Here is a 26,390-nt window from a genome sequence, read left to right as displayed (position 1 = left end):
AGCCCGCCACGTGCGCGGGAGTCGCGGATCGCACCGCGAACGAAAGAGACACACGTGACAGAGCCTGTCATCAGCGCCGTCGAGACCGTTCTCGACAACGGCAAGTTCGGCACCCGCACCGTCAAGTTCGAGACGGGCCTGCTGGCCCGCCAGGCCGCCGGTTCGGTGACCGCCTACCTCGACGACGAGACGATGCTGCTCTCGGCCACCACGGCCGGCAAGCACCCCAAGGACCACTTCGACTTCTTCCCCCTGACGATCGACGTCGAGGAGCGGATGTACGCCGTGGGCCAGATCCCCGGCTCGTTCTTCCGCTCCGAGGGTCGCCCGGGCGAAGACGCGATCCTCACCTGCCGCCTCATCGACCGCCCGCTGCGCCCGACCTTCAAGAAGGGCCTGCGCAACGAGGTCCAGGTCGTCATCACCGTGCTGGCGCTCGACCCCGACCAGCCCTACGACGTCCTCGCGATCAACGCCGCGTCGATGTCGACCCAGCTCTCCGGCCTGCCGTTCTCCGGCCCGGTCGGCGGCGTCCGCGTCGCCCTGATCGAGGGTCAGTGGGTCGCCTTCCCGAGCCACAGCCAGCTCGAGAACGCCGTCTTCGACATGGTCGTCGCCGGCCGCGTCACCGAGACCGGCGACGTCGCGATCATGATGGTCGAGGCCGAGGCCCCCGAGCAGACCTACGAGCTCGTCGCCGGTGGCGCCACCGCGCCGTCCGAGGAGATCGTCGCCGGTGGCCTCGACGCCGCCAAGCCCTTCATCAAGCAGCTGTGCGACGCGCAGGCCGAGCTGGCCAAGCAGGCCGCCAAGCCCGTGCAGGAGTTCCCGGTCTTCCTCGACTACGAGGACGACGTCTACGAGGCCGTGGCGGCGCAGGCCTCCGCCGCGACCGCCGAGGCGCTCGCCATCGTCGGCAAGCAGGAGCGCGACGAGAAGCTCGACGACGTCAAGGCCTCGCTCCTCGACGCCATCGGCGCGCAGTTCGAGGGCCGCGAGAAGGAGATCGGCGCCGCGTTCAAGTCGGTCACCAAGAACCTCATGCGCGAGCGCGTGCTGCGCGACAAGGTCCGCATGGACGGTCGCGGCCTCGCCGACATCCGCCCGCTTCACGCCGAGGTCGGCCTCATCCCGCGCGTGCACGGCTCGTCGCTGTTCGAGCGCGGCGAGACCCAGATCATGGGTGTCACCACGCTCAACATGCTCAAGCTCGAGCAGCAGCTCGACACGCTGAGCCCGGAGAAGCACCGCCGCTACATGCACAAGTACGTCTTCCCGCCGTTCTCCACCGGCGAGACCGGTCGCGTGGGCTCGCCCAAGCGCCGCGAGGTCGGCCACGGCGCGCTCGCGCGCCGCGCCATCCTGCCCGTGCTGCCGAGCCGCGAGGAGTTCCCCTACGCGATCCGTCAGCTCTCCGAGGCCATGGGCTCCAACGGCTCCACCTCGATGGGCTCGGTCTGCGCCTCGACCCTGTCGCTGCTGCAGGCCGGTGTGCCGCTCAAGGCCTCCGTCGCCGGCATCGCGATGGGCCTCATCTCCGGCGAGGTCGACGGCGAGACGCAGTACGTCGCGCTGACCGACATCCTCGGCGCCGAGGACGCCATGGGCGACATGGACTTCAAGGTCGCCGGCACGCGCGAGTTCGTCACCGCGCTGCAGCTCGACACCAAGCTCGACGGCATCCCCGCCGAGGTCCTGGCCGCGGCACTGACCCAGGCCAAGGACGCCCGTCTGGCCATCCTCGACGTCATGTCGGAGGCCATCGACGCCCCCGAGGAGATGTCGGTGCACGCGCCGCGCATCATCACGGTCCGCGTCCCGGTCGACAAGATCGGCGAGGTCATCGGCCCGAAGGGCAAGGTGATCAACCAGATCCAGGAGGACACCGGCGCCACGATCTCGATCGAGGACGACGGCACCGTCTACATCGGTGCCACCAACGGTGAGGCCGCCGAGGCCGCTCGCTCCGCCGTCAACCAGATCGCCAACCCGACGATGCCCGAGGTCGGTGAGCGCTACCTCGGCACCGTCGTGAAGACGACCAACTTCGGCGCGTTCGTCTCCCTGCTCCCGGGCAAGGACGGCCTGCTGCACATCACCAAGCTCCGCGGCCTGGTCGGTGGCAAGCGCGTCGAGAACGTCGAGGACGTCGTCTCGGTCGGCCAGAAGATCCAGGTCGAGATCGGCGAGATCGACGACCGCGGCAAGCTGTCGCTGATCCCCGTGATCGAGGAGACCGAGGCCGCCGAGGCCGGGGCTCCCGCCGAGGCCGACGCCGAGGCCTGATCCACCCCGTCGGCCCGTCGCCCAGCGCGACGGGCCGACGCCTTTTTCCAGGAGTGAACGATGCAGAAGAGCGGGACGACGCGCACGCTCGCCACGGTGCGCGACGGTGAGGGCGCGATCACCTCGCGGGTGCGGCGCACGGTGCTGCCCAGCGGGTTGCGGGTGGTCACCGAGCAGATGGCCGGAGCCCGGTCGGCGACCATCGGCGTGTGGGTCGACGTCGGCTCGCGTGACGAGACGGCCTCGCTGCACGGCGCCTCGCACTTCCTCGAGCACCTGCTCTTCAAGGGCACCCACGAGCGCTCGGCGCTCGACATCTCCGTGGCGCTCGACGAGGTCGGCGGCGAGTTCAACGCCTTCACGGCCAAGGAGTACACCTGCTTCCACGCACGCGTGCTCGACGAGGACCTCCCGCTCGCCGTCGACGTGCTCGGCGACATGGTCACCAGCTCGCTCATCGCCGCCGACGACGTCGAGGCCGAGCGCGAGGTGATCCTCGACGAGATCGCGATGCACGACGACGACCCCGACGACGTCGTCCACAACCTGTTCGCCGAGCAGGCGTGGGGCGCCACCTCGCCCCTGGGCCGCTCGATCGCCGGCACCGAGGAGTCGATCACCGCCCTCGACCGCGGCCGCATCCAGCGCTTCTACCGTCGCCACTACCAGCCGCACCGCATGGTCGTCGCGGTCGCCGGCAACCTCGACCACGCCGCCGTCGTCCGCCACGTGCGCAAGGCGTTCGGACGACGTGACTGGCTGGCCGGCGAGAGCGAGCCGACCGGCCCGCGCCACGTCTCGAAGAAGATCCGCGTGCACCCCGGCTCGGTCGAGACCACCCGCCCGTTCGAGCAGGTCAACGTCGTGCTCGGCATGGAGGGCCTCGCGCGCGGCGACGAGCGCCGCTTCGCCCTCGGCGCCCTCAACACCGCGCTCGGCGGCGGCACGTCGTCCCGGCTGTTCCAGGAGGTCCGCGAGCGCCGCGGGCTCGCCTACTCGGTCTACTCCTTCACCTCCCAGCACGCCGGCTCCGGTCTCGTCGGCGTGTCGGTCGGTTGCTTGCCCAACCGGCTCGACGACGTGCTCGACACGGTGCGTCTCGAGCTCTCCCGCGTCGCGGCCCACGGCATCACCGAGGAGGAGCTGAGCCGCGGCAAGGGCCAGCTGCGCGGCGGCCTCGTGCTCGGCCTCGAGGACTCCGCCTCCCGGATGATCCGTCTCGGCAAGGCCGAGCTGGTCCACGACGACCTGCTCCAGATCGACGACGTCCTCGACCGCATCGAGGCCGTCACCCTCGACGAGGTGCGCGACGTAGCCGCCGACGTGTTCAGCCGGCCCGAGATCCTGGCCGTGGTCGGCCCGAGCTCGTAGCCGCGAGTCTCGAGGCTCGTCGCCAGGGCTCCTCGCACCTCGACCAGCGTGGGGTTCGCACCCCGACCAGCGCGGTACGCCTAGTCGCCGACGGCCTCGATGCCCCGCTGCACGATCAACGGGTCGGGCTCGCCGACGACGTCGACGTCCTTGCCGTCGTAGTCGAAGCGGGCCAGGAAGTGACGCATCGCGTTGAGGCGGGCGCGCTTCTTGTCGTTGGACTTGATCGTCGTCCAGGGCGCCCACTCGGTGTCGGTCCGGCGGATCATCGCCTCCTTGGCCGCGGTGTAGTCGTCCCACTTGTCGAGCGACTCGAGATCGATGGGGGAGAGCTTCCACTGCCGCACCGGGTCGATCTGGCGGATGATGAAGCGGGTGCGCTGCTCGGCGCGGGTGACCGAGAACCAGAACTTGGTGAGCGAGATGCCGCTGTCGACGAGCATCCGCTCGAACAGCGGGGCCTGGGCCATGAACTGCTCGTACTCGCCGGGCGAGGCGAACCCCATGACGCGCTCGACGCCGGCGCGGTTGTACCAGGACCGGTCGAAGAGCACCATCTCGCCGGCGGTGGGCAGGTGCTTCACGTAGCGCTGGAAGTACCACTGGTTCTGCTCGCGGTCGCTCGGCTTGCCGAGCGCGACGGTGCGGGCGTAGCGCGGGTTGAGGTGCTCCATGAAACGCTTGATCGTGCCGCCCTTGCCGGCGGCGTCGCGGCCCTCGAAGAGCAGCACGTGCTTGCTGCCGGTGTCGGCCGCCCACCGCTGGAACTTCAGCAGCTCGACCTGGAGGAGGTACTTCTGCTCGTCGTAGACCTCGCGCGGCAGGCGCTCGTCGTAGGGATAGTTCTCGCGCCACGTGTCGACCGCCCGGCCGTCGGGGTCGATCAGCTCGGGGTCGTCGTCGTGGTCGTCACCGATCCGGAAGCCGTCGATCTGGAGCCGATCGATGTACTCGCGCACGTCTCGCAACATGAGCCGAACCGTAGGACGTCGACCTGAACGGACGGTGTCGGGTCTCGCCGGGTCAGGCGACGGCGACCGTGACGCGGCCCGCGTCGACCGTCACGTCGAGGTCGGCCAGCGAGCCCACGGTCACGGTGTCCAGTGAATCGTGGGTCGTCAGGACGCCGACCACGTCGCACCCTGCCGCGCGGGCCGACGCGACGCCGGCCGGTGCGTCCTCGACCACGAGGCACTCGGCAGGGGGCGTGCCCGTGCGCCGGGCGCCGAGCAGGTAGGGCTCGGGGTCGGGCTTGCCGCGGGCGACGTCGTCGGAGCACACCATCAGGGCCGGCACGGGGAGCCCGGCCGCGGCGAGGCGCAGCTCGGCCAGCTCGTGCGTGCAGCTGGTGACGATGGTCCAGGCGTCGTCGGGCAGGGAGGTGAGCAGGTCGGCCGCGCCCGGCAGGGCGACGATGCCGTCGGTGTCGGCGACCTCGAGGCTGAGCAGCCAGCGGTGCAGCTCGTCGACCTCGGCCGGCTCGAGCGACGGGTCGACCATCGGCAGCGCGACGTTGGCCGGCATCCCGTGGTAGCGGCCCACGACCGTCTCGGGCTCGACGCCGAGCCGCTCGGCGAGCGCCGTCCAGCAGCGGTCGACGACCGCGGTCGAGTCGACGAGGGTGCCGTCGAGGTCGAAGAGGAGCCGGCTCGGGTGCCAGATGCTCATGCGAGCGTCATCGGCGGCCGATGATGCCGACGACCGGCGGGTTCTTGGAGTCGACGACCGAGACGCGGAAGCCGGCACCGGCCAGCGCGGCCGAGGCGCCCTTGACGATCTTCGGGACGTCCTCGGCGATCTTGGTCTCGAAGAACAGGAAGACCGCACCGCCCGGCAGCACCCGCTCGTGGAGCAGGGCGACCTCGTCGGCGCAGTCGCGCACCCAGAACAGGTTGACGTTGAACGCGAAGACCTTCGTGAGCCGCTTGACCGGCACCCGCAGCGTCGCGAGGTCGATCTGCCGGACCGTGAGCCGACCCGCCTTCAGCGCCTCGGCGTTGCGCCGCTTGGTGCGGTCGACGCCCGACTCGGAGCGGTCGATCGCGAAGAGCTTGCCGGTCTCGAGCCGCGCGACGATGAGCTCCGCCGCCGCGCCCGGCCCGCACCCGATCTCGAGCACGTGGTCGGCCGGCTGCGGGTCCATGAAGTCCACCGCCCAGCGGATCCGCGCCGGGATCTGTTGCGCCACCATGCGTCTACCCTGCCAGAACGAGGAGGGCGGGGCACTCACTGACCCGGGTCGTGGGCGCGCCGGTGTGTCCCGGGCCATGCTCGTAAGGTCTCCCACGTGGCTGAGTCGATCCGGGTAGGGGTGCTGGGTGCACGCGGAAAGGTCGGCGCGGAGATCTGCGCTGCCGTCACCGCGGCCGTGGGGATGGAGCTGGGCGCCGAGGTCGCCCTCGGCGACGACATCCGCACGATCGTCGACGCCGGGGCCGAGGTCGTCGTCGACTTCACCCACCCCGACGTCGTCATGGACCACCTCGCCCTGTGCGCCGAGCACGGCATCCACGCCGTCGTCGGCACCACCGGCTTCGACGACGTGCGGCTCGCCACCCTGCGAGCGGCGCTCGGCCCCGAGCCGCGCAGCGGGATCCTCATCGCGCCCAACTTCTCCATCGGCGCGATCTTGATGATGCGGTTCGCCGCCCTGGCCGCCGTCCACTACGACTCCGTCGAGATCGTCGAGCTGCACCACCCCGACAAGGCCGACGCACCGAGCGGTACCGCGCGACGCACCGCCGAGCTGGTGGCCGCGGCACGCCGGGAGGCCGGGGTCGGTCCCGCCCCCGACGCCACGTCGACCGGCATCGACGGCGCCCGCGGTGCCGACGTCGACGGCGTCCCCGTGCACGCGCTGCGCATCCGCGGCATGGTCGCGCACCAGGAGGTCGTGCTCGGCGGGCCGGGGGAGACGCTCACCATCCGCCACGACTCCCTGCACCGCGCCTCGTTCGCGCCCGGCGTCCTCGCCGCCGTGCGCGCCATCGGCGCCGCACCCGGCCTCACCGTCGGCCTCGAGGAGCTCGTCGACCTCGGCGTCTGAGCCGATCTGAGCGAACCAGAACAGGTTGCAACAACCTGCGGTGCACAAACCTGGGGCAGGCGTCCGGTCGACCGGGCGCGCCCCTGCGCGCGAGTCTGCCGAGGACGACGCTGCTCCCGTTCGCGTCGCAGGAACGAAGGACAAACCGACATGCGCACATCTCTGGGTCTCGCTGCGGCGTCACTCCTGGTGGCCGGCACCCTCGGCCTCCAGACCGCCTCCGCGACGAGCGCTTCCGCCGCCGACGACACCTCGGCCGCCACGCCCGGCCGGGCCGGCCTGGCCGACAGCGCCGTCGCCGCGCTGGTCTCCAGCCCCCAGGCCGCCCGCGGCAGCGTCGAGCAGGAGCTCGTCGCCACCGACACGGTCGTCGACGCCGACGGCACCACCCACGTGCGCTTCGACCGCACCTACCGCGGCCTGCCCGTGCTCGGCGGCGACCTCGTCGTCCACCAGCGCCCCGACGACGCGCTGCGCGGCGTCAGCCAGACCCTGAAGGCGCCGATCGACGTCGCCGTGAAGCCCGCCGTCGGCGCGACCGCCGCCCTCGAGCGCACGCTCGCCCCCACCAAGGCCACCCGCGGCATCACCAACCTGCGCCCGGCCGAGACCCCGGCCCGCCTCGTCGTCGACGCCCGCGGCGCCACGCCCCGCCTGGCCTGGGAGATCCAGACCATGGGCCGCCAGGCCGACGGCACCCCTAGCCGCCTCGCCACCACCGTCGACGCCCAGACCGGCGCCGTCCTCAGCCGCATCGAGGGCATCCACACCGCCGAGGGCGAGGGCCGCTCGCTCTACAGCGGCACGGTCACCATCGACACCACGCCGAGCGGCTCGGGCTTCACCCTCACCGACCCGGCGCACGGCAACGCCAAGGTCACCGACGCCCAGAACAAGACCGACAACATCCTGTGCCAGCTGTTCAACAGCTGCCCCGCCGGCGTCGCCTTCACCAGCCCCGACAACTCCTTCGGCAACGGCACCAACACCAACCGCGAGACGGCCGCCGTCGACGCCCTCTACGGCCACGCCCAGACGTTCGACTACTTCAAGAACGTGCTCGGCCGCAACGGCATCTTCGGCAACGGCACCGCCGCCCCCAGCCGCGTGCACTACGGCACCAACTACGTCAACGCCTTCTGGGACGGCACCAAGATGACCTACGGCGACGGCAACGGGACGACGTTCGGCCCCCTCGTCTCGCTCGACGTCTCCGGCCACGAGATGTCGCACGGCGTCACCGAGAACACGGCCAACCTCACCTACTCCGGCGAGTCCGGCGGCCTCAACGAGGCCACCTCCGACATCTTCGGGACCATGGTCGAGTTCCATGCGGACAACGCCGCCGACCCGGGCGACTACCTCATCGGCGAGGAGTTCGACCTCGCCAACGGTCAGGGCTTCCGACGCATGGACAACCCGATCTCCGACGGCAGCTCGCCGAACTGCTGGAGCACCGACACCAAGAACCTCGACGTCCACTACTCCTCCGGCGTCGGCAACCACTTCTTCTACCTGCTCGCCGAGGGCTCGGGCGTCAAGACCATCGGCAGCACCGCCCACAGCTCGACGACCTGCAACGGCTCGACCGTCACCGGCATCGGCCGCGACGCCGCCCAGAAGATCTGGTTCCGCGCCCTGACCACCTACTTCACCTCCGGCACCACCTACGCCCAGGCCCGCACCGGCACGCTCAACGCCGCCCGCGACCTCTACGGCAACGGCAGCTCGCAGTACAACGCCGTCGCCGCCGCCTGGAGCGCGGTCAGCGTCGGCTGACCTCGCACCCCTGATCGGAGAGCCCGTGCCGGACGGAACCGGCACGGGCTCTCTGTTGGATTGCGCGAGCGGAGCTCGCGCGTGGCGCGCCGCCTGAAGAGGTCGTCTCGGCACACCATTCCGATGGCGCTCGCTTCGCTTCGCGCGTGGCGCGCCGCCTGGAGAGGCCGTCTCGGCACACGCCGAGGGCACGCTCCGCTCGTTCCTCGCTCCGCGCACCCTCGACGCGCACCGAGACGCCTCGCAGCGCGCCATTCCGATGGCGCTCGCTTCGCGCGTGGCGCGTCCGCTGGCACTGTGCGCGCGATTGCGCTGCTGGTGCCGCTGGGTGGGTCTGGAGGTGGCGCTGTGCGCGCGATTGCGCTGCTGGTGCCGCTGGGTGGTTCCGAAGGTGGCACTGTGCGCGCGATTGCGCCGCTCGTGCCGCCCCCGGACGCTCACCGCGACACCGTCGCGGTACGCAATGTGCACCTCGACGGACGACGGGCCCACTGCTCGCTGACGGGCGTCGCCTAGGTTGCGGGGCATGGTGTTGCTCGTTGCGTCCGGCACGCCTCGACCCGGCAACGGGTGGGCGGGCGTGCAGGAGGCCCGGTTGCTGGCCCGGGGGAACCCTCAGCTGTTCGCGCTGCTCACGGTGGGGCGGACCGTGCGCGACATCCGGCGGGTGCCGCGGGTCGGGTGGTTGGTCACCGACCCCGTGCTGGCCCGGCAGGTGCTCAACGACTCGGCGTCGTTCAGCATGAACGGCGAGGGCGGGGTGGGGCACCTGTGGACCCAGCTGTTCGGGCCCGAGATGGGTTCGCTGTTCAGCGGGGCGCGCCACGTCGAGGTGCGGACGGCGGCCCGCGACCTGTTCACCGAGGCGCAGGCCGAGGTGCTGGTCGAGCGCGTGCAGTCCGGGCACCACCGCGCCCTGCGGCAACGACTGGCCGCGGGCGGCACGGTCGACGTCGCCGACCTCGCCCGGGTCACCTCGGGCCGGACCGTGGCCGACCTGCTGGGGATCGCGATGCACTCCGACGACCAGGCCCGCGCCCTCTTCGACGCCGGCGAGCGGCTCGCCGCCCTCGCGCTCGGCACGCACTCCTCGACCGAGCTCGAGCACGAGCGTGTGACCCGCGCCCGGCTGATCCTCGACGACATCACCGGCGGCGTCGAGGAGGCCTACCGCACCGGCGCGCCGGACACCCTCCTCGGGCGGGCCCGCGGGCTCGACCTCGGGCTCGACCTCGCGCGTGGCCTGGCCACCCTGCTGTCCATCGCCGGCACCGAGACCGGCGCGTCGTCCCTCAGCCGTACGGTCGCGCTGCTGCACGACACCGGCCAGCACCGCTGGCTCGCCGACGACGCCGAGCTGCTCGAGGGCGCCGTGCGCGAGGGCCTGCGGGTCAGCACGCCGGCCCCGGTCATCGGCCGCCACGTCGCCCGCGACGCCGAGGTCGGCGGGCACACGCTGCGGGCGGGGGAGCGGGTGCTCGTGCTCACCTACGTCGCCGACAACAGCGTCGGCCGCTTCGACATCCGCCGGCCCTACGTCCCCGAGACCCGCCAGCTGTGGTTCGGCGCCGGACGCCATCTGTGCCTGGGCAACGCCGTCGCCCGGGTGCAGCTCACGCGCCTCCTCGAGGCGCTCGTCGCCGACCAACGGCCCTGGCAGGTCGTCGCCCGGCGTCCGGCCCGCAGGGTCCTGGTGCCGACCTACGCCGAGCTCGTCGTCCGCCGGTCGTGACCGGCGCGACCCTCGGTGGGTCGCTCAGGCGAGCGCGGTGTGCAGGCGCACCTGCTTGACCGTGGTGGAGCCGGTGCCGTCGAGGTCGAGCTCGCGGTGCGCGCCGTCGGCGGCCCACCCCGCGCCGGTGAGGAACGCGCGCCGCTCGTCGTCGGCGGCGATCGTCCAGGTGACCGCCCGGGTGAACCGGTCGGCCTCGAGCGTCTCGGCGGCGGCCTGCAGCAGGCGGCTGCCGTGGCCCTTGCCGGCCTCGTCGGGGTCGACGACGAGCTCGGCCAGCTCGCCGTCGGCGACCGGGTCGCAGTCGGGGTCGGCGCCGGGGGTGGTGACGGCGAAGCCGACGACCCGGTTGCGCTCGAGCGCGACCAGCACGCGGTTGCGGGCGTCGGCCGGCTTGACCAGCGACGAGCGCCAGGCGGCCGCCACGGGCGCAGGGTCGTCGGGCACCGTGCCGTCGGGCAGCACGCCGGCGTACTGACGCGCCCACGCGCGCACCTGGACGGCGGCGATCGCGTCGGCGTCGTCGGCCCAGGCCACGCGCACCGAGACGTCGGCGGTCGGACCCGGACGCTGGCTCATGGGACTTGACACTAGTGTCGGCCTCATGGAGTTCCGAAACCTCGGGCGCAGCGGTCTGCGCGTCTCGGCCGTGTCCTACGGCAACTGGCTCACCCACGGCTCGCAGGTCGAGGAGGACGCCGCGCTCGCGTGCGTGCGTCAGGCCCTCGACGAGGGCATCACGACGTTCGACACCGCCGACGTCTACGCCAACACCGCCGCCGAGACGGTGCTCGGCAAGGCGCTCGCCGGCGAGCGGCGGCAGAGCCTGGAGATCTTCACCAAGGTCTTCTGGGCCACCGGACCCGGCGGCCCCAACGACCACGGGCTGTCGCGCAAGCACATCCTCGAGTCCATCGACGGCTCTCTCCAGCGCCTCCAGACCGACTACGTCGACCTCTACCAGGCCCATCGCTTCGACCACGAGACGCCGCTGGAGGAGACGATGCTGGCGTTCGCCGACGTCGTCCGGGCCGGCAAGGCGCTCTACATCGGCGTCTCGGAGTGGCGGGCCGAGGAGATCCGGGCCGCGCACGCGCTCGCCCAGGAGCTGCACGTGCCGCTGGTCTCGAACCAGCCGCAGTACAACCTGCTGTGGCGGGTGATCGAGTCCGAGGTCGTGCCGACCTGCGAGGAGCTCGGGCTCGGCCAGGTCGTCTGGTCGCCGATCGCCCAGGGCGTGCTCACCGGCAAGTACCTGCCCGGCGCCGAGCCGCCGGCCGGCTCGCGGGCCACCGACGAGAAGGGCGGCGCCGGTATGATCAGCCGCTGGATGCGTGACGACGTGCTCGAGCGCGTGCAGCGGCTCAAGCCGATCGCCGACGACGCCGGGCTGTCGATGGCCCAGCTCGCCGTCGCCTGGACGCTGGCCAACCCCAACGTCTCGACCGCCATCATCGGTGCCTCACGCCCCGAGCAGGTCACCGACAACGTCAAGGCCGCCGGCGTCACGCTGTCCGACGACGTGCTGGCCGCGATCGACGAGGTCGTCGGCGACGTCGTCGAGAGCGACCCGGCGAAGACCCAGTCGCCGCGGCGCTCCGAGGTCCTCGGCTGATCAACCGACGTGGGTGCCGGGCGAGCGAGCTCGCCCGGCACCTCACCGGTAGTGCTCGGGCAGCTGCTCGCCGATCTTGCGCTTGGCCTTCGGCATGCGCATGAACTTCATCTGCATCGCGCGCGTGACGGCGTAGTAGGTGACGCCCTTCATCGGCTCGTCGGGGAAGCGCTGGCGCACCTGCTTGCGCACGCGGATGCGCAGGATCACCAGGTCGACCACGAGCAGCACGAACAACGGCAGCACCAGGGCCGGCACGAAGAGCGCGACCAGCATCAGCGGGACGACGACCTCGGCGAAGCCGAAGCGTGCGTCGACGAAGTCGCGGATGAAGCGGCGCACGGGGCCCTTGTCGCGGGCGAGCATGTAACGCTCGTCGCCGTCCTTCATGCCCTGCCGGATCTTCTGGCTCGACTCGCCGCGCACCTTGCGCTGCGCGGCCATCTGCTCCTTGCGCGTGCGCGGGACCCGGTTGCGCTCGCGTGCGGCGGCCTCGGCCTCCTTGCGCGTCGGCGTGGGGCGACCCTTGCCGCCGGACTTGTCGAGGGTGACCTCGGTGGCGGTGGGCTCTTCGGACTTCGAACGACGCAGCTTCATGGCGGCGCCAGGATACCGGGCGGGCGTCGAGACGCCGTCTCCGCGCGTCGCGACCCGGTCGCCGCCGGGCCTCGCGAGCCTTGCGGCGGCGGCATAGGGTAAGCGCATGAGCATGATGAAGCGGATGAGCATGATCTTCCGGGCGAAGGCGAACAAGGCGCTCGACGCCGCCGAGGACCCCCGCGAGACGCTCGACTACAGCTACCAGCGACAGCTCGAGCTGCTGTCCAAGGTCCGCCGCGGCGTGGCCGACGTCGCCACCAGCCGCAAGCGGGTCGAGCTGCAGGTCACCCAGCTCGAGCAGCAGGCCGGCAAGCTGCAGTCGCAGGCCGAGAAGGCGCTGCAGATGGACCGTGAAGACCTCGCCCGCGAGGCGCTCACCCGCAAGTCGGGTCTCAACCAGCAGATCGCCGACCTCCAGACGCAGCACGCCCAGCTGCAGGCCGAGGAGGAGAAGCTGGTCCACGCCCAGCAGCGGCTGCAGGCCAAGGTCGAGGCCTTCCGCACCCGCAAGGAGACGATCAAGGCCACCTACACCGCGGCCGAGGCGCAGACCCGCATCAACGAGGCCGTCTCCGGCATCGGCGAGGAGATGGGCGACGTCGGCATGGCCATCCAGCGTGCCGAGGACAAGACCGCGACGATGCAGGCCCGTGCCGGCGCGATCGACGAGCTCATCGCCTCCGGCGCCCTCGACGACGTCACCGGCACCGGTCCCGGCGACGACATCTCCCGCGAGCTCGAGTCGATGAGCCACCAGTCCGACGTCGAGCTCGAGCTCGCCCGGCTCAAGGGGCTCTCCGCCCCGCAGGCCCCCGGCCAGCTCGGGGCCGGCCAGGCCGGTGCCGCCGACCCGCTGTCGAAGCAGGCCGAGGGCGAGGAGCTGCGATGAGCAAGCCCGAGGGAGGCCTGATCATCCGCATCCTCGGCGAGGGCCAGTTCGACGTCGCCGAGGGCGCGCTCGACCACCTCAACGAGCTCGACGCCGCCGTCGAGGCGGCCATCGAGGCCGACGACGAGGCGACCTTCCGGCCGGCGCTGCACGCGCTGCTCGAGGGCGTGCGCAAGGTCGGCGTCCAGCACCAGGTCGACGAGATCGACGAGTCCGACCTGATCCTGCCCGACGGCGACGCCTCGATCGCCGAGGTGCGTGAGCTGCTCGCCGACGACGGTTTGATCCCCGGCTGAAGACTGGGTGCATGGCACGCACTCGTTTCGTCGGCGACGCTGGGCTGACCGCCCGGATGACCCTGGTGATGTTCCTGCTCGGCGCGGCGTTCGTCGCGCTCGTCGTCGTCCTGATCGCGGTCATCGGCGGCACGATCGGCACCCTGATCGGTCTCGGCGCCATCGGCTACGCCGTCTACCAGTGGGCCAACAGCGACAAGATCGCGATGCGCGCCATGCGGGCTCGCGAGGTGACCCCGCAGGAGGCGCCCGAGCTGCACGGCATGATCGACCGGCTCTGCGCCCTGGCCGACATGCCCAAGCCGCGCGTCGGCGTCGCTGACACCAGCGTGCCCAACGCCTTCGCCACCGGCCGCTCGCCCGACCGCGCCGTCGTCTGCGTGACCACCGGCATCCTCGGCATCCTCACCGCGGAGGAGCTCGAGGGGGTGCTGGCCCACGAGCTGTCGCACGTGGCCCACCGCGACGTGCTGGTGATGACCGTGGCGTCGTCTGCCGGTATCGCCGCCGGCACCCTGACCCAGGGTGCGCAGTACGGCGGGCTCGGCTTCTTCGGCGGCAACCGCCGCGGCAACAACGGTCCGCCGGTCTGGCTGATCGTGCTGCTCGTCAGCCTCATCACCTACGCGGTCAGCTTCGTGCTGCTGCGCCTGCTCTCGCGCTACCGCGAGCTCTCGGCCGACCGGGCCGGCGCCTACCTCACCCTCAAGCCCGGCGCGCTCGCCTCGGCGCTGCAGAAGATCGCCGGCGGCGTCCAGGCCAGCCCGCAGCGCGACCTGCGGGCGGTCAGCGCCGGCAGCGCGCTGTGCATCAGCCCGATCAACCTCAAGGGTCTCGCCTCGACCCACCCGCCCCTGGAGAAGCGGGTCGAGCAGCTCGCCCGCATCCAGGCCGAGCTCGACCGGCCCGGCGCGGTCTGATGGGGTTCCTCGACTCGATCCTCGGCCGCACGAAGCCGAAGCAGGCCGACCTCGACGCGCTGTTCCAGGTGCCGTCGGCGGCGATCACGCTGCAGGCCTCGCTCGGGCTCGTGCCCACGGGCGACGGCGCCGTGTGCTACCGCGCCGCGGCCGGGCCGGCGTTCGCCGACACCCAGGCCGGCGTCCTCGACCTGCTGCGGGCAGCCACCGACGCGCCGGAGGTGCGGGTGACGACCGACGGCTTCGGCTTCACCTGGCTCGAGGTCGACCACCCGCCCTACGACGCGCAGACGAGCGACCTCGGCGGGCTCTGCACCGACCTGCACGCCGTCAACACCACCCTCGAGGTCAACGGCTTCGGCACCGCGCTGCTGTGCACGCTGGTGCCGTTCGCCGACAGTGCCGGACGCCGGGTCGGGCTGGTCTACCTCTACAAGCAGGGCACGTTCTACCCGTTCGCCCCCGTCGACGACGGAGCGGGCGGCGAGCAGCGGCGCGACGACCTCCTCGAGATCCAGGTGCGTGACGCCCTCAATGGCGACCTGCGCCTCGAGGCCGACCGGCAACGCTGGCTGGCCTTGTGGGGAGCGCCGGGCCTCTAGGCCTGCTCTGTCACACTGGAGGTGCCTCGGGTGCCCCCAACACCATCACCACACAGGATGTCGATGACCCCCGAGACCACGTATGCCGCCACGGATGTCGCATCCGGTGCCGCAACGGATTCCCGACCTGACTATCCTCGCTCGGTGATGACCTCCGTCGACGAGCGCCGGGTGCGCAGCATCGGGAAGTACGACCTTCTCAACCGCCCGCCCCGGCTCGAGCTGACGGCGATCGTCGAGCTGGCGGCCCGCATCTGCCGCACGCCGATGGCCACGATCAACCTCATCACCGACGTCGAGCAGCGCCAGGTGGCCGCCTACGGCTTCGACGCCGCCATCTGCCGGCGCGAGGACTCGATGTGCGCCGCGGTGCTCGACGAGGACACCCCGCTCGTCGTGCCCGACGCTCGTCTCGACCCGCGCTTCCAGGACAACCCGTTCGTCACCGGCGTCATCGGCAACGTCCGCTTCTACGCCTCCCACCAGCTCACCACCCACGACGGCGTCGTCATCGGCACGCTGTGCGTCTTCGACGAGGAGCCGCGCGACCTCGACCAGGGCCAGGTGGAGGCGCTCGGCACGCTGTCCGACCGCATCGTCGACGTGCTCGAGCTCTCGCTGCGCACGCGCGAGCTCGCGACGTCCAACGAGCGGCTCTCGGCGTTCGCCGGCCGCGTGAGCCACGACCTCAAGTCGCCGCTCGCCGGGGTCTCGATGTCGCTGGAGCTCTTGCGCGAGCGCATCGCCGACAGCGGGATCGCCGACGCCGCGTGGCTGCTCGACCGGGCCATCAGCTCCTCCGACCGCATGGCCATGCTGATCGACGAGGTGCTCTCCTATGCCTCCATCGGCGGCTCGCTCGTGGTCGCCGACGTCGACCTCGACGTCGTGCTCGACCAGACGCTCGCCGATCTCGCGGTGTCCTTCGCCGACGCCACGATCACCCGGACGACGCTGCCCGTCGTGCGCGGCGACGCCGTGCAGCTGCGCTCGGTGCTGCAGAACATCCTCGACAACGCCGCCAAGTACCGGCACCCCGACCGGGCTCTCGAGGTCAGCATCTCGGCGGAGCGCCGCGACGACCGGTGGCGCATCGCGATCGCCGACAACGGCGTGGGCGTGCCCGAGGCCGACCGCGAGCGCGTCTTCGACCTCCGGGTGCGGCTCGACCACGACGGCAACGCCGCCGGGTCGGGCATCGGTCTCGACACCGTGCGCCGTGTCATCCAGGCGCACGAGGGAGCCATCGGCATCACCGAGACCGAGGGTGGCGGCACCACCGTCTGGTTCGACCTCGAAGCACGTTCCTAGTCGAGGCAGAGCTCGTTGCCCTCCGGGTCACGCAGCACGATCGAGCCGTGGCCGAGCGGCGGCTCGGGCTCGAACCGCTCGACGACGACGGCGCCCAGCCCGACCAGTCGGTCGGCCTCGGCCTGCAGCGCCGCCATGCGCTCGGCGCCGCGCAGGCCGGGAGCGGCTCGGACGTCGAGGTGCACGCGGTTCTTGGCGGTCTTGCCCTCGGGCACCCGCTGGAAGAACAGCCGGGGACCGACGCCGTCGGGGTCGTGGCACGCCGAGCGGTCGTTGCGCTGCTCCGGCGGCACCCCGAAGGCGTCGAGCGCGGCGTCCCAGGAGTCGAAGCCGGACGGCGGCGGGTCCGTCTCGTAGCCGAGGGCGGCGCTCCAGAACCTCATCAGGGCTGCGGGGTCGGCGGCGTCGAACGTCACCTGGATCGTGCGGGCCATGGCGGTCGTCCCCTCTCGGTCGTCCGGCGGTCGTCGGGGGTCCTGCGCCACGCAGGTTGCCAGATCATCCGGACGTTCGTCGTCCCCGATCGCGGACGGCGGCGCGCGGACCCGGGTGCCGATCCGACGGCCCCGGCGCCGCCGGTGGCACGATGACGGCGTGCTGCACTCCCTTTCGGGTCGGGCCGAGACCCTGATGCAGGCGAGGCTGCTCGCCGAGCTGCGCGACCACGGCCCGCTCTCCCGCACCGAGCTCGGTGAGCGGCTCGACGTCTCCCGCACGACCATCGGGGCCGAGGTCGGCCGACTGACCGAGATCGGCCTCGCCCAGGAGACCGGGCCGGCCGCCTCACGCGGCGGCCGGCGCTCCACCATGGTCGACCTCGCCGACGACATCCGGTTCGTCGGCATCGCGATCGGCGCGTCCCGGCTCGAGGTCGGCGTGACCGACGGCCGGCTCGCCGTGCTCGCCACCGAGCAGGTCGTCTGCGACATCCGGCAGGGCCCCGACGTCGTCCTCGGGACGGCGATGGCCGCGGCGCGGCGACTGCTCGACGACGCCGACGTCGCGCAACCGATGGGCGTCGGCGTCGGCGTGCCCGGCCCGGTCGACTTCAGCCGCGGCGCGCCCGTGGCGCCGCCCCTGATGCCGGGCTGGGACGGCTACCCGGTACGCGACACCGTCGGCCGCGAGCTCGGCTGCCCGGCCGTGCTCGACAACGACGTCAACCTCATGGCCCTCGGCGAGCAGCACGCCGGAGTGGCGCGGCACGCGCGCGACTTCCTGTTCGTGAAGATGGGCACCGGCATCGGGTGCGGCGTCGTCGTCGGCGGCGCGCTCTACCGGGGCGTCAACGGCTGCGCCGGCGACGTCGGCCACATGCAGGTCCGCGGCGACGGACGACGCTGCGTGTGCGGCAACCTCGACTGTCTCGAGGCCTACGCGGGCGGCAGCGCGTTGGCCGTCGACGCCGCGGCCGCCGCCGCGGACGGCCGCTCGCCAGAGCTGGCCGCCCTGCTCGCCGAGCGCGGTCGTCTCACGGCCGAGGACGTCGGCGTCGCGGCCGCCCGCGGCGACCTCGTCGCCACGACCTTGATGCGCGAGTGCGGCCAGCGGGTGGGCGAGGTGGTGGCCGGACTCGTCTCGTTCTTCAACCCGGGCCTCATCGTCATCGGCGGCCGGGTGAGCGGGCTCGGGCACGCCCTGCTGGCGGAGATCCGCGGGGCGGCCTACCAGCGCTCGCTGCCGCTGGCGACCGGCAACCTGCCGATCGTGCTGAGCGACCTCCCCGACCACGGCGGCGTCGTCGGGGGCGCCCGGCTGGTGAGCCAGGACGTGCTCGCATCGCCGGTGCCGCGCCGATCCTAGAGGCTTACGCAAGTCGGTTTCGTAAGTCGGCCATCTGGTTGACGTAGTTGCGGGAGGCGCCTACGTTCGTTGTGACGGCCATCACCGGCGCCTGGGGCGCCATGGTCGAGGTGCCGTCTCTCGGAACATCTCGGATCTCGGAACGCAAGGAGCACCTACGTGCAACGACGCCTCACGGGCGTGCTGGCCGGCATCGCAGCCGGTTCGGTCGCCCTCTCCCTGGCCGCCGTCGGCGGCATCTCCAGTCCAGCGGTCGCCCACCCGGGCCACGACGACACCCCGGCGCCGGTCCCCGACGCCGAGTTCCAGAAGGTGACGCTCAACGCTCGCCCCGGCGAGCCGATGGACCTCGCCGTCCTGCCGAACGGCGACGTGCTGCACACGACGCGCGCCGGCGTCATCTGGCACAACGACGCCGAGACCGGCGTCAACTCCATCGCCGGCCAGATCGACGTCTACAACCACGACGAGGAGGGGTTGCAGAGCATCGCCATCGACCCCGAGTTCGACGCGGAGAAGAACCCGTGGGTCTACGTCTACTACTCCCCGCCGCTCGACACGCCCGCCGACGACCCGACCACCGAGTCGATCAACGAGGGTGACGCGCCGTTCGAGGGCACCGCGGCCGACTTCGCCCCCTACAAGGGCGTCATCCGGCTCTCGAAGTTCAAGCTCGTCAACGACAAGATCCGCAACAACACCGAGCGCCGTGTGATGGACGTGCCGGTCGACCGTGGCATCTGCTGCCACGTCGGCGGCGACATCGTCTTCGACTCCAAGGGCAACCTGATCCTCGCCACCGGCGACGACTCCAACCCGTTCGAGTCCGACGGCTACGCGCCGCTCGACGAGCGCGAGGGTCGCAACCCGGCCTTCGACGCCCAGCGGACGTCGGCCAACACCGACGACCTGCGCGGCAAGATCCTGCGGATCAAGCCGGGCAAGCGGGGCGGCTACACGATCCCGGCGGGCAACATGTTCCGCCCGGGCAAGCCGAAGACGCGGCCCGAGATCTACGCGATGGGCCTGCGCAACCCGTTCCGCATCGAGATCCACCCGCGCACCGACAAGCTCTGGGTGGCCGACTACTCGCCCGACGCGAAGGAAGCCGACCCGCTGCGCGGCCCCGACGGCCAGGGCAAGTGGCTGCAGGTCGACAAGCCGGCCAACTACGGCTGGCCCTACTGCGTGACGAACGACCAGCCCTACATCGACTACGACTTCGAGACCGAGACGTCGGGCGAGGCGTTCGACTGCGCCAACCCGCGCAACGACTCCCCGCACAACACCGGCATGAAGAAGCTGCCGGCCGTCGAGAAGCCCGAGATCTACTACGGCTTCGGCGAGTCGCCGCTGTTCCCCGAGCTCGGCACCGGCGGCATCTCGCCGATGGCGGGTCCGGCCTACCAGTACGACGTCCGCAACACCCGCGGCAAGACCCCGGTGGCGTGGCCCGAGCAGTACGACAACACCCCGCTGATGTACGAGTGGAGCCGTGACTACATCAAGGGCATCCACCTCGACGGCGACGAGGTCGGCGCGATCGAGGACGTCGTCCCCGGCATCATCACCGACAACCCGATGGACATGGAGTTCGGCCCCAACGGCGCCCTCTACGTGCTCGAGTACGGCGACGGCTACTTCGCCCAGAACCCCGAGGCCCAGCTCTCGCGCATCGACTACATCGGCGCGGGTGGCAACAGCAGCCCGGTGCCGACGATCACCGCGACGCCCGACGCCGGCATGCCGCCGCTGAAGGTGAAGTTCTCGAGCGAGGGCACGGTCGACGCCGACGGCGACCAGCTGAAGTACCAGTGGGACTTCGACGGCGACGGTCGCTTCGACAGCACGGCCAAGAACCCCTCCTTCACCTACCGCGAGGAGGGCACCTACCGGGCCACGCTGACCGTGACCGACGTGGGCGGCAAGCACCGCGGCCGGCACGCCTCGGCCGACGTCGACATCGTGGTGGGCAACCAGACGCCCGTCGTGGAGTTCGTGACGCCGACCGCCGACGACGCGTTCCAGTTCGGTGACACGGTGTCGTACGAAGTGACGGTCACCGACGACCAGCCCGTCGACTGTGGCAAGGTCACCGTGACCTACATCCTGGGCCACGACAGCCACGGCCACCCGCAGAGCACCGCGACCGGGTGCACCGGCACGCTCACCACGACGGTGCCCGGCGGGCACGACCCCGGCACCGACAACCTGAGCGCCGTGTTCGTCGCGCAGTACAACGACGGCCAGCTGCAGGGCAGCGCCGAGGTCCGGCTCGAGCCGGGCGACGGTGGCGGCGAGCCCGAGGAGCCGCCGGCTCCGCCGGTCGCCCCGGTGGCCGCGCGCTAGTCGCCAGCACCAACCACGCATCGCCCCGGTCGAGCTCGCTCGACCGGGGCGATCTGCGTCGTCTCAGTCCTTGTGGGTGCGGCCCGGCAGGTCGAGCATGCGCTGCAACGCCACGAGGGCGTCGCGCTCGGTCTCGGGGTCGACGGTGATCTGGTTGACGACGACACCGTCGACCAGCGACTCGAGCGCCCACACGAAGTGCGGCAGGTCGATGCGGTTCATCGTCGAGCAGTAGCAGACGTCCTTGTCGAGGAAGACGATGTTCTTGTCGGGGTGGGCCTTGGCGAGGCGCGAGACCAAGTTGAGCTCGGTGCCGATGGCCCACGACGACCCGGACGGCGCGGCCTCGATGGTCTGGATGATGAACTCGGTCGACCCGACGAGGTCGGCCTTCAGCACCACCTCGTGCTGGCACTCGGGGTGCACCAGGATCTGCACGTCGGGGATGGTCGCGCGCAGCTCGTCGACGACGTCGGGGGAGAAGCGGCCGTGCACGGAGCAGTGGCCCTTCCAGAGGATCATCTTCGCGTCGCGCAGCTGCTCGGGCGTGAGCCCGCCACCGGGCAGCAGGGGGTTCCAGACCACGCAGTCGTCGAGCGAGTAGCCCATCTTGAGCACGGCGGTGTTGCGGCCGAGGTGCTGGTCGGGCAGGAACAGGACCTTGGTGTCGGGCCCCTTCTGCTCGAAGGCCCACTCGAGCGCGACCTCGGCGTTGGACGACGTGCACACGACGCCGCCGTTGCGCCCGCAGAACGCCTTGATGTCGGCGCTGGAGTTCATGTAGGTCACCGGGACGACGGCGTCCTGCACGCCGGCCTCGGCGAGCGCGGCCCAGGCCTTCTCGACCTGCAGGATGCGCGCCATGTCGGCCATCGAGCAGCCGGCGGCGAGGTCGGGCAGGATGACCTGCTGGTCGGGACCGGTGAGGATGTCGGCCGACTCGGCCATGAAGTGCACGCCGCAGAACACCACGAACTCGGCGTCGGGCCGGGCGGCGGCGTCGCGCGCGAGCTTGAAGGAGTCGCCGGTGACGTCGGCGAACTGGATGACCTCGTCGCGCTGGTAGTGGTGACCGAGCACGAAGACCCGCTCGCCGAGCGCGTCCTTGGCCCGGCGCGCCCGCGCCACGAGGTCGGGGTCGGACGCCGCGGGCAGGTCGCCCGGGCACTCCACACCGCGCTCGGAGGCGCGGTCGGTGCCGCGGCCGAGCGGGAGGAGCGGGAGGTCGACGGTCGTCATGGGCGTGATCCTAGGTCTCTGGGGTCCGTGCCGAGGTGGCGCCCATGTCCGGGACGCCGCCGCCTGCACCGTCCCAACCACGGGCCGGGCCGGTTCGTTCCCGGCGCGGGCGGCCACGCCCGCGTGGTCGGCGCTACAGCAGCGCGCCGTGGTGCAGATAGGGCTGCGGCGGCGCCATGCCGCGCAGCCCGAGGTAGCCCTGGGTGCCGAGGTCGAGGCGTACCGCCGTGCCGATCGAGACCGCCCAGGCGTTCGCCGCCGTGAGGTGCCGCACCGACTGCTCGGCCGGGCCGTCGGCGATCGCCGTCCACAGCAGTCGCTCGGCCGTGCGCCGGTTGGTGGCCGCGAGCAGGGCGACGGCGCCGGACGCCGTCAGGTAGGCGTAGCCCGCGCCCGTGGTGGTGTCGCTGACGACGAGCCGGTGGAGGCCCTGCAGGAGCGGGTGGTCGGGGCCGTGGCCGGCGTCGCGAGCGCGCCGGTCGACGGAGTCCAGCAGGTCGGTGTCAGCGGCCGTGCCCTCGCGCACCTTGCGCCCGGCGTCGACCGGGATCGCAGTGCGGTCGACGGTGCCGCTCAGCTGCATCTGCGGGTGCAGCGTGAACCCGGCGAGCAGGTAGCGACGCACCGCGCGCGGGTCGTCGGAGGCCGAGAGCATGCCACGCAGGCACCCGCGGCCGTGGGTGAGTGCGAGCTCGAGCACCTGCCGCCCGATGCCCCGACCCTGCAGGCCGGGGCGGACGGCGTAGGTGGCCAGGATCCAGGTGCTCTCGCGCCGGATGCTGGTGGCGAAGCCGATCAGCTCACCGTCGAGCTCGGCGCTCCAGCAGCCGCCGGGGTCGGTGGTGAGGAAGTGGCGGGTGCGGGTGAGCCAGTCGGAGCGGCGCGACGCCTCGCGGGGCTGTGGGTCGGGCTCGTCGCGGCGCTGGAGCCGCCGGTCGAGCTCGAGGAACGCGGTGTCGGAGAGCCGTTCGGCGACGGGGACGTCGTCGTCGGTCATCGGACGGAACAGCACCTCGCTCACCGGGCCACCGTAGATGCCGTCGTCGATGTCGGTGCGGTGCGCAAGGATCACCACATGCGCGTGCTCATCGCTCCCGACAAGTTCGCCGGCACCCTCACCGCCGTCGAGGCGGCCGAGGCCATCGCCGCCGGCTGGCGGCGGCACGCGCCCGACGACGAGCTCGACCTCGCGCCCATGGCCGACGGTGGCCCCGGGTTCGTCGACGTCCTGCACGCAGCGCTCGGCGGCGACGTGCACGGCGTCGTCGTCGAGGGCCCGCACGGCACCGAGGTGCCGGCCACGATCCTGCGCGTCGACGAGACCGCCTACATCGAGAGCGCGCAGGCCTGCGGCCTCCACCTCGCCGCCGACGCCGAGAGCCCTGCCCAGTTCGGCACGACGCTCGGGGTCGGCGAGCTCGTGGCGGCGGCCGTCGACGGCGGCGCCACGCGCGTCGTCGTCGGGCTCGGGGGCTCGGGCACCAACGACGGGGGAGCGGGCCTGCTCGACGCCCTCGGCGCGACGTCCGACGGCATCCTCGACTGCGGGCCGGCCGTCTTCGGCAACCTCACCGAGGTCGACCTGACGCCTGCCCGCGAGCGGCTGGCCGGCGTCGAGCTGGTGATGGCCAGCGACGTCGACAACCCGCTCACGGGCCTGTTCGGAGCCACCAAGACCTTCGGCCCTCAGAAGGGTCTCACCGAGGAGCAGCTGCCCGTCGTCGACGGCTGGCTCGAGCTGCTCGCCCTCGCCGTCGACCGCCGCACCGCGCTCGAGAAGGGGGCTGGCGCCGCCGGTGGGCTCGGCTACGCGCTGCTGTGCCTCGGCGCCACGCGGGTGCCCGGCATCGAGATGGTCGCCGACGCCGTCCGGCTGCGCGAGCGGGCGGGCGCGGCCGACCTGGTGCTCACCGGCGAGGGCGCCTTCGACTTCTCCAGCCGCTCCGGCAAGGTGCCCTACGGCGTCGCCGAGATCGCCGCCGACGCGCTGCGCCCCTGTGTCGCCCTCGCCGGCCAGGTGCTCGTCGGCGCCCGCGAGATGCGGGCGCTGGGCGTCGAGTCGGCCTACTCGCTCGTCGACCTGGTCGGCCTCGAGCAGGCGATGGCCGACCCCGGCGGCTCCCTCGAGCGCCTGGCCGCGCGCGTCGCGCGTACCTGGTCACACTGAGGTCGCACCGGAGCTGGAATAACCCCGGGTGTGCGACCATTGACGAAGGAAGACCCACCCCTACGTCTCGCACCAGGGAGCCACTGACATGACCGAGCAGCTCGAGACCACCCAGGTCGACACCGAGCGCCGTACCGACCAGATCAACCTGAGCTCGGTAGCCGCCGGCAAGGTGAAGAGCCTCCTCGAGCAGGAGGGCCGCGACGACCTGTCGCTCCGCATCTCCGTGCAGCCGGGCGGCTGCAGCGGCCTGCGCTACCAGCTCTTCTTCGACGAGCGCACCCTCGACGGCGACGTCGTCACCGACTTCGACGGCGTGTCCGTCGTCGTCGACCGGATGAGCGTGCCCTACCTCAACGGGGCCGAGATCGACTTCGTCGACTCCATCGAGAAGCAGGGCTTCACCATCGACAACCCCAACGCCACCGGGTCCTGCGCCTGCGGCGACAGCTTCCACTGATCGCACGTCCGGCGCCGGTCCGGCCCGTGACATGGCAACAGCCCCTCGCCTCCGGCGAGGGGCTGTTGCGTTGGCGGGTCGGCCCTCGGTCGGCCTTGACGCCCGGTAGGTCTCGGCGCGCCGCCGCGCCCGAGCAAGCTCGGTCGGCGACGGCTTGCTCGACCACCGTCGATCGGATCGGCGCAGCCGATCCGATCACTCGAGATGGAAGTGCAGCGCCGCGGCCAGGCGCGCAGCGGCCTCGGAGATCTCGACGGTCGGCTTGACCTGCTCGCCGGGCTGCTCGTCGTAGTGCAGGCTCGGCGCGGGTCGGGTGGCCAGACGGGCGGCCTGCTCGAGCCGGGCGCTCGTCGCGCGGGCGTCGGCCTGCATGGCGGCGAACGAGGACGAGTCGTCGTAGGGGCTCATGCACTCGACGCTACGCATTACCGTTCGGTACTCCGAGGAATACCAGCGGGTAGTCTTCCCCGCCTAGTGTTGCGCCACGTGACCACGGGTTCTCTCCTCATCGCCGGTTCCATCGCGACCGACCACCTCATGAGCTTCGGCGGCAAGTTCCGCGACTCGCTGGTGGTCGAGCAGCTCGACAAGATCTCCTTGTCGTTCCTCGTCGACGACCTCGAGATCCGGCGCGGCGGGGTGGCGGCGAACATGACGTTCGGCCTCGGCGTCCTGGGCCTGCGGCCCGTGCTCGTGGGCGCGGCCGGTGAGGACTTCGCCGACTACCGCTCCTGGCTCGAGCGCCACGGCGTTGACACCTCCGGCGTCCGCATCTCCGACAGCCGGCACACCGCGCGGTTCGTGTGCACCACCGACCCCACCGGCGCCCAGATCGCCTCGTTCTACCCGGGCGCGATGAGCGAGGCCCGGCTGATCGAGCTGGCCCCGATCGTGGCGCGCGTCGGCGACCCGATGTTCGTGCTCGTCGGCGCCGACGACCCCGACGGCATGCTGCGCCACACCGAGGAGTGCCGCCAGCGCGGCTACCCGTTCATCTCCGACCCGAGCCAGCAGCTCGCGTTCAGCGACGGCGAGCTGATCCGCCAGCTCATCGACGGCGCCACGATCCTGTTCTCCAACGAGTACGAGTCGCACATGATCGAGCAGAAGACCGGCTGGTCGGCCGACGACGTGCTCGCCCGCGTCGGCACGCAGGTCACCACGCTCGGCAAGGACGGCGTCCGGGTGCTGCGCCAGGGGCAGCCCACCATCGAGGTCGCGGCCGCGGCCGACGTCACCGCCGTCGAGCCCACCGGTGTCGGCGACGCGTTCCGCTCCGGCTTCCTGGCCGCGCTGAGCTGGGGGCTTGCCACCGAGCGCGCCTGCCAGGTCGGCTGCGTGCTCGCCGCCTACGTCGTCGAGACCGTCGGCACCCAGGAGTACTCCTTCACCCCGGCGGAGTTCGTGGGTCGCGTCGAGGCGTCGTACGGCGCGGAGGCCGCGGCCGACGTCGCCCAGCACCTGCGCTGACGAGGGTCGGCCCCGGCTAGACCACGCAGAACTCGTTGCCCTCGGGGTCGCGCAGCACGTAGTGGTCGAGCCCCTGCGGCCCGACGCCCTCCTCGACGACCGTCGCCCCGAGCGCGACGAGCTGCTCGGCCTTGGCCCGGATCAAGGGCTCGCGCACGCCGGCGTCGACGTGACGACCGCCGGAGACCCACAGGTCGAGGTGCAGCCGGTTCTTCGCCGTCTTCGGCTCGGGCACCCGCAGGAACGTCACCTTCGGTCGCACGCCTGCGGGGTCCTGGATGGAGGCGCCGTCGTCCCACTCGTCCTCGGGCACCTCGAAGTGCACGAGCCAGGCCTCCCAGGTGTCCCAGCCCTCGGGCGGCGGCGCGGGCTCGTAGTCGAGGGCGACCGCCCAGAACGCCGCCTGGGCCCGCGCGTCGGTGCAGTCGAAGGTCAGCCCGATCCTCATCGGCCGA

General features: G+C 71.8%; 26 protein-coding genes. 16 read left to right on the top strand and 10 right to left on the bottom strand.

What is annotated here, in order from left to right; translation table 11 throughout:
* Positions 1-54 precede the first annotated feature (54 nt).
* Both ABFT23_RS14900 and ABFT23_RS14895 read left to right on the top strand, forming a co-directional pair.
* Positions 55-2,286 (top strand): polyribonucleotide nucleotidyltransferase, encoded by a 2,232-nt coding sequence (locus ABFT23_RS14900; RefSeq protein ID WP_347896499.1) that lies wholly within the window; start codon positions 55-57, stop codon positions 2,284-2,286.
* Positions 2,287-2,346: 60 nt separating this feature from the next.
* Positions 2,347-3,657 (top strand): M16 family metallopeptidase, encoded by a 1,311-nt coding sequence (locus tag ABFT23_RS14895; protein WP_347896497.1) that lies wholly within the window; start codon positions 2,347-2,349, stop codon positions 3,655-3,657.
* Between the two features lie 80 nt (positions 3,658-3,737).
* Here ABFT23_RS14895 and ppk2 read toward each other — a convergent pair whose 3' ends face one another.
* The 3 genes from ppk2 to ABFT23_RS14880 are packed head-to-tail and all read right to left on the bottom strand — an operon-like array spanning position 3,738 to position 5,848.
* Positions 3,738-4,628, bottom strand: a complete 891-nt coding sequence (gene ppk2, locus ABFT23_RS14890) for a polyphosphate kinase 2 (protein ID WP_347896495.1) — start codon at positions 4,626-4,628, stop codon at positions 3,738-3,740.
* Positions 4,629-4,680: 52 nt separating this feature from the next.
* Entirely contained in the window at positions 4,681-5,325 is a 645-nt protein-coding gene (locus ABFT23_RS14885; RefSeq protein ID WP_347896493.1) for an HAD-IA family hydrolase, read from the bottom strand.
* Positions 5,326-5,332: 7 nt separating this feature from the next.
* A complete protein-coding gene (locus ABFT23_RS14880; RefSeq protein WP_347896491.1) occupies positions 5,333-5,848 on the bottom strand; it encodes a class I SAM-dependent methyltransferase in 516 nt (171 codons plus the stop codon).
* 96 nt (positions 5,849-5,944) lie between these two features.
* Here ABFT23_RS14880 and dapB point away from each other — a divergent pair, with 96 nt between their 5' ends.
* The 3 genes from dapB (at position 5,945) to ABFT23_RS14865 (ending at position 10,214) form a co-directional block, all read left to right on the top strand.
* Positions 5,945-6,703, top strand: coding sequence for a 4-hydroxy-tetrahydrodipicolinate reductase (gene dapB / locus ABFT23_RS14875; RefSeq protein WP_347896489.1), 759 nt, complete (start codon positions 5,945-5,947; stop codon positions 6,701-6,703).
* Between the two features lie 150 nt (positions 6,704-6,853).
* Complete coding sequence (locus ABFT23_RS14870) at positions 6,854-8,482, top strand: M4 family metallopeptidase (protein WP_347896487.1); 1,629 nt, start codon at positions 6,854-6,856, stop codon at positions 8,480-8,482.
* Between the two features lie 526 nt (positions 8,483-9,008).
* The gene (locus ABFT23_RS14865) at positions 9,009-10,214 is read left to right on the top strand and encodes a cytochrome P450 (RefSeq protein WP_347896485.1); all 1,206 of its coding nucleotides are present in this window, start codon (positions 9,009-9,011) and stop codon (positions 10,212-10,214) included.
* A gap of 24 nt (positions 10,215-10,238) precedes the next feature.
* Here ABFT23_RS14865 and ABFT23_RS14860 read toward each other — a convergent pair whose 3' ends face one another.
* A complete protein-coding gene (locus ABFT23_RS14860) occupies positions 10,239-10,793 on the bottom strand; it encodes a GNAT family N-acetyltransferase (protein ID WP_347896483.1) in 555 nt (184 codons plus the stop codon).
* A 25-nt stretch (positions 10,794-10,818) separates the two neighbouring features.
* On the opposite strand from ABFT23_RS14860, the gene ABFT23_RS14855 reads away from it, so the two are divergent.
* Complete coding sequence (locus tag ABFT23_RS14855) at positions 10,819-11,829, top strand: aldo/keto reductase family protein (protein ID WP_347896481.1); 1,011 nt, start codon at positions 10,819-10,821, stop codon at positions 11,827-11,829.
* Positions 11,830-11,871: 42 nt separating this feature from the next.
* Here ABFT23_RS14855 and ABFT23_RS14850 read toward each other — a convergent pair whose 3' ends face one another.
* Positions 11,872-12,426 carry a DUF3043 domain-containing protein gene (locus tag ABFT23_RS14850; protein WP_347896480.1) on the bottom strand — a complete coding sequence of 185 codons (555 nt, stop codon included), beginning with the start codon at positions 12,424-12,426 and terminating at the stop codon, positions 11,872-11,874.
* 106 nt (positions 12,427-12,532) lie between these two features.
* Between ABFT23_RS14850 and ABFT23_RS14845 the strand changes: the two genes are divergently transcribed.
* The 5 genes from ABFT23_RS14845 to ABFT23_RS14825 all read left to right on the top strand — a co-directional run bounded on the left by ABFT23_RS14845 (position 12,533) and on the right by ABFT23_RS14825 (position 16,447).
* On the top strand, positions 12,533-13,318 hold the full coding sequence (locus ABFT23_RS14845; RefSeq protein ID WP_347896479.1) for a PspA/IM30 family protein: 786 nt from the start codon (positions 12,533-12,535) through the stop codon (positions 13,316-13,318).
* Positions 13,315-13,614, top strand: coding sequence for a PspA-associated protein PspAA (pspAA, locus tag ABFT23_RS14840; protein ID WP_347896478.1), 300 nt, complete (start codon positions 13,315-13,317; stop codon positions 13,612-13,614). The genes ABFT23_RS14845 and pspAA overlap by 4 nt, the downstream gene beginning before the upstream one ends.
* A gap of 11 nt (positions 13,615-13,625) precedes the next feature.
* Entirely contained in the window at positions 13,626-14,534 is a 909-nt protein-coding gene (gene htpX / locus ABFT23_RS14835; RefSeq protein WP_347896476.1) for a zinc metalloprotease HtpX, read from the top strand.
* Complete coding sequence (pspAB, locus tag ABFT23_RS14830; RefSeq protein ID WP_347896474.1) at positions 14,534-15,136, top strand: PspA-associated protein PspAB; 603 nt, start codon at positions 14,534-14,536, stop codon at positions 15,134-15,136. Before htpX ends, pspAB begins: the two co-directional genes overlap by 1 nt.
* A 147-nt stretch (positions 15,137-15,283) precedes the next feature.
* Positions 15,284-16,447, top strand: a complete 1,164-nt coding sequence (locus ABFT23_RS14825; protein ID WP_347896472.1) for a sensor histidine kinase — start codon at positions 15,284-15,286, stop codon at positions 16,445-16,447.
* Here ABFT23_RS14825 and ABFT23_RS14820 read toward each other — a convergent pair.
* On the bottom strand, positions 16,444-16,881 hold the full coding sequence (locus ABFT23_RS14820) for a VOC family protein (RefSeq protein ID WP_347896470.1): 438 nt from the start codon (positions 16,879-16,881) through the stop codon (positions 16,444-16,446). The two genes, ABFT23_RS14825 and ABFT23_RS14820, sit on opposite strands and share 4 nt — an antisense overlap.
* Positions 16,882-17,041: 160 nt before the next feature.
* On the opposite strand from ABFT23_RS14820, the gene ABFT23_RS14815 reads away from it, so the two are divergent.
* Together ABFT23_RS14815 and ABFT23_RS14810 are read left to right on the top strand one after the other, a co-directional pair.
* Positions 17,042-18,250 carry an ROK family transcriptional regulator gene (locus ABFT23_RS14815; protein WP_347896468.1) on the top strand — a complete coding sequence of 403 codons (1,209 nt, stop codon included), beginning with the start codon at positions 17,042-17,044 and terminating at the stop codon, positions 18,248-18,250.
* 159 nt (positions 18,251-18,409) lie between these two features.
* Positions 18,410-20,599: a PQQ-dependent sugar dehydrogenase gene (locus tag ABFT23_RS14810; RefSeq protein WP_347896466.1), complete on the top strand. Its 2,190-nt coding sequence runs from the start codon at positions 18,410-18,412 to the stop codon at positions 20,597-20,599.
* Positions 20,600-20,662: 63 nt separating this feature from the next.
* Here the strand turns inward: ABFT23_RS14810 and nadA are convergent, their stop codons facing one another.
* Entirely contained in the window at positions 20,663-21,838 is a 1,176-nt protein-coding gene (gene nadA, locus ABFT23_RS14805) for a quinolinate synthase NadA (protein ID WP_347896465.1), read from the bottom strand.
* Between the two features lie 133 nt (positions 21,839-21,971).
* Complete coding sequence (locus ABFT23_RS14800) at positions 21,972-22,910, bottom strand: GNAT family N-acetyltransferase (protein WP_347896463.1); 939 nt, start codon at positions 22,908-22,910, stop codon at positions 21,972-21,974.
* 3 nt (positions 22,911-22,913) lie between these two features.
* Between ABFT23_RS14800 and ABFT23_RS14795 the strand changes: the two genes are divergently transcribed.
* Entirely contained in the window at positions 22,914-24,005 is a 1,092-nt protein-coding gene (locus ABFT23_RS14795; RefSeq protein WP_347896461.1) for a glycerate kinase family protein, read from the top strand.
* An 88-nt stretch (positions 24,006-24,093) separates the two neighbouring features.
* Positions 24,094-24,465: an iron-sulfur cluster insertion protein ErpA gene (gene erpA / locus ABFT23_RS14790; RefSeq protein WP_347896459.1), complete on the top strand. Its 372-nt coding sequence runs from the start codon at positions 24,094-24,096 to the stop codon at positions 24,463-24,465.
* Between the two features lie 195 nt (positions 24,466-24,660).
* Here the strand turns inward: erpA and ABFT23_RS14785 are convergent, their stop codons facing one another.
* Positions 24,661-24,873: a hypothetical protein gene (locus ABFT23_RS14785; protein ID WP_347896457.1), complete on the bottom strand. Its 213-nt coding sequence runs from the start codon at positions 24,871-24,873 to the stop codon at positions 24,661-24,663.
* 129 nt (positions 24,874-25,002) lie between these two features.
* Between ABFT23_RS14785 and ABFT23_RS14780 the strand changes: the two genes are divergently transcribed.
* A complete protein-coding gene (locus tag ABFT23_RS14780) occupies positions 25,003-25,935 on the top strand; it encodes a carbohydrate kinase family protein (RefSeq protein WP_347897041.1) in 933 nt (310 codons plus the stop codon).
* 16 nt (positions 25,936-25,951) lie between these two features.
* Here the strand turns inward: ABFT23_RS14780 and ABFT23_RS14775 are convergent, their stop codons facing one another.
* Positions 25,952-26,383, bottom strand: coding sequence for a VOC family protein (locus tag ABFT23_RS14775; RefSeq protein WP_347896455.1), 432 nt, complete (start codon positions 26,381-26,383; stop codon positions 25,952-25,954).
* Positions 26,384-26,390: the final 7 nt, after the last annotated feature.

The organism is Nocardioides secundeburneus (assembly GCF_039939255.1).
Lineage (GTDB): Bacteria > Actinomycetota > Actinomycetes > Propionibacteriales > Nocardioidaceae > Nocardioides.
This window is presented reverse-complemented; position numbering and strand designations above follow the sequence as displayed.

Coding starts and splice junctions, on each gene's coding strand:
- ABFT23_RS14895 (WP_347896497.1), top strand. CDS start 2,347: ATGCAGAAGAGCGGGACGACGCGCACGCTCGCCACGGTGCGCGACGGT.
- ppk2 (WP_347896495.1), bottom strand. CDS start 4,628: ATGTTGCGAGACGTGCGCGAGTACATCGATCGGCTCCAGATCGACGGC.
- ABFT23_RS14885 (WP_347896493.1), bottom strand. CDS start 5,325: ATGAGCATCTGGCACCCGAGCCGGCTCCTCTTCGACCTCGACGGCACC.
- ABFT23_RS14880 (WP_347896491.1), bottom strand. CDS start 5,848: ATGGTGGCGCAACAGATCCCGGCGCGGATCCGCTGGGCGGTGGACTTC.
- ABFT23_RS14870 (WP_347896487.1), top strand. CDS start 6,854: ATGCGCACATCTCTGGGTCTCGCTGCGGCGTCACTCCTGGTGGCCGGC.
- ABFT23_RS14865 (WP_347896485.1), top strand. CDS start 9,009: ATGGTGTTGCTCGTTGCGTCCGGCACGCCTCGACCCGGCAACGGGTGG.
- ABFT23_RS14860 (WP_347896483.1), bottom strand. CDS start 10,793: ATGAGCCAGCGTCCGGGTCCGACCGCCGACGTCTCGGTGCGCGTGGCC.
- ABFT23_RS14855 (WP_347896481.1), top strand. CDS start 10,819: ATGGAGTTCCGAAACCTCGGGCGCAGCGGTCTGCGCGTCTCGGCCGTG.
- ABFT23_RS14850 (WP_347896480.1), bottom strand. CDS start 12,426: ATGAAGCTGCGTCGTTCGAAGTCCGAAGAGCCCACCGCCACCGAGGTC.
- ABFT23_RS14845 (WP_347896479.1), top strand. CDS start 12,533: ATGAGCATGATGAAGCGGATGAGCATGATCTTCCGGGCGAAGGCGAAC.
- pspAA (WP_347896478.1), top strand. CDS start 13,315: ATGAGCAAGCCCGAGGGAGGCCTGATCATCCGCATCCTCGGCGAGGGC.
- htpX (WP_347896476.1), top strand. CDS start 13,626: ATGGCACGCACTCGTTTCGTCGGCGACGCTGGGCTGACCGCCCGGATG.
- pspAB (WP_347896474.1), top strand. CDS start 14,534: ATGGGGTTCCTCGACTCGATCCTCGGCCGCACGAAGCCGAAGCAGGCC.
- ABFT23_RS14825 (WP_347896472.1), top strand. CDS start 15,284: ATGACCTCCGTCGACGAGCGCCGGGTGCGCAGCATCGGGAAGTACGAC.
- ABFT23_RS14820 (WP_347896470.1), bottom strand. CDS start 16,881: ATGGCCCGCACGATCCAGGTGACGTTCGACGCCGCCGACCCCGCAGCC.
- nadA (WP_347896465.1), bottom strand. CDS start 21,838: ATGACGACCGTCGACCTCCCGCTCCTCCCGCTCGGCCGCGGCACCGAC.
- ABFT23_RS14795 (WP_347896461.1), top strand. CDS start 22,914: ATGCGCGTGCTCATCGCTCCCGACAAGTTCGCCGGCACCCTCACCGCC.
- erpA (WP_347896459.1), top strand. CDS start 24,094: ATGACCGAGCAGCTCGAGACCACCCAGGTCGACACCGAGCGCCGTACC.
- ABFT23_RS14785 (WP_347896457.1), bottom strand. CDS start 24,873: ATGAGCCCCTACGACGACTCGTCCTCGTTCGCCGCCATGCAGGCCGAC.
- ABFT23_RS14780 (WP_347897041.1), top strand. CDS start 25,003: ATGAGCTTCGGCGGCAAGTTCCGCGACTCGCTGGTGGTCGAGCAGCTC.
- ABFT23_RS14775 (WP_347896455.1), bottom strand. CDS start 26,383: ATGAGGATCGGGCTGACCTTCGACTGCACCGACGCGCGGGCCCAGGCG.